Source organism: Hansschlegelia beijingensis, from assembly GCF_045505405.1.
GTDB classification, from domain to species: domain Bacteria; phylum Pseudomonadota; class Alphaproteobacteria; order Rhizobiales; family Methylopilaceae; genus Methylopila; species Methylopila beijingensis_A.
Genome location: NZ_JBJKEX010000538.1, coordinates 1 through 1261, shown reverse-complemented (window position 1 = coordinate 1261; position 1261 = coordinate 1). Strand labels below are relative to the sequence as shown.

2 protein-coding genes and 1 pseudogene are annotated in these 1261 nt (G+C 68.1%); all 3 read left to right on the top strand.

Annotation, left to right across the window (positions count from 1 at the left end):
• Positions 1–239: pseudogene (locus ACIKT0_RS18500) on the top strand (ornithine--acyl-ACP N-acyltransferase OlsB); the annotation flags it as partial.
• 66 nt (positions 240–305) lie between these two features.
• Positions 306–911, top strand: a complete 606-nt coding sequence (locus ACIKT0_RS18495; protein ID WP_407106780.1) for an ANTAR domain-containing response regulator — start codon at positions 306–308, stop codon at positions 909–911.
• Positions 908–1261, top strand: a 354-nt coding sequence (locus ACIKT0_RS18490) for an ABC transporter substrate-binding protein (RefSeq protein ID WP_407106779.1), incomplete at its 3' end; no start/stop codon positions are given. The genes ACIKT0_RS18495 and ACIKT0_RS18490, both read left to right, overlap by 4 nt.

The window sequence follows — 1261 nt, the reverse complement described above, 5'->3', positions numbered from 1 at the left end:
CGGCGCGGCGCGCCGAGATGCGCCTGCTGGCGCGCGAGGCCATCGATCCGCGCGCGGCGCTCCGCGCCCTGCCGCCCCTCATCAAGGGCTATCTCAGGCTCGGCGCCTTCATCGGGGACGGCGCAGTGGTGGACCATGCGTTCGGCACCACCGACGTGCTGATCGTTCTGCCGCGTAAGTCTATCAATCCACGCTATGTCGCGTATTACGGAGCCGACGCAGGTCGCCACGCCGCCTGAGCCGGGCGCGACGTCGCGTCGACTTCACGCTCGGCGACTGACGTCGTCCCGCGCGCAGGAACATTGATGCCCGAACGCCCGCCCGCTTCGGACCGGCCCCTGAAGATCGTGCTCATCGACGAGAGCCCGGTCCGGGCCACGATTCTCGAGGAGGGCCTGCGCGCCGCGGGGCACGACTCCATCATGCTCATCTCCGATCACGTGAACCTGCTGGAGCGGATCTACGCCATCGATCCGGACGTGATCCTGATCGATCTCGAGAACCCCAGCCGGGACGTGCTGGAGCAGATGTTCCAGGTCAGCCGCGCAGTGCGCAGGCCGGTCGGCATGTTCGTCGACCAGACCGACGCAATCTCGATCGATCGCGCGATCGACGCCGGCGTCTCCGCCTATGTGGTGGACGGGCTGAAGAAGGAGCGCATCAAGCCCATCCTCGACACGACCATCAGCCGGTTCAACGCCTTCTCGCGGCTGCGGACGGAGCTCGAACAGGCCAAGGGGCAGCTCGAGGAGCGCAAGATCATCGACCGCGCCAAGGGCATCCTGATGCGCTCGAAGAGCATCGACGAGGAGCAGGCCTACGCCCTGCTGCGCAAGGTCGCGATGAACGAGAAGAAGAAGATCTCCGAGATCGCGCAATCGGTGGTCACCGCCGCGGAGCTTCTGGGATGAGCGCGGACCGCCTGAAAATCGGCTTCATCCCGCTGGTCGACGCCGCCGCGCCGATCGTCGCGGCGACACGCGGGTTCGCCGCCGACGAGGGGCTTGAGATCGAGCTCGTCCGGGAGGTCTCCTGGGCCAACATCCGCGACCGGCTGACCTTCGGTCATTTCGACGCCGCGCATCTTCTGGCGCCGCTCGCCATCTCGACTTCGCTCGGGCTCGGCGGGATCCGGGCGCCGCTCGCCGCCCCGATGGCGCTGGGGCTGAACGGCAACGCCATCACGCTGACGCCGCACCTCCATGAGGAGCTGCTCGCCAATCTCGCGCCGCGCGCGAACCCGCGCGACCCGGCGGCCACC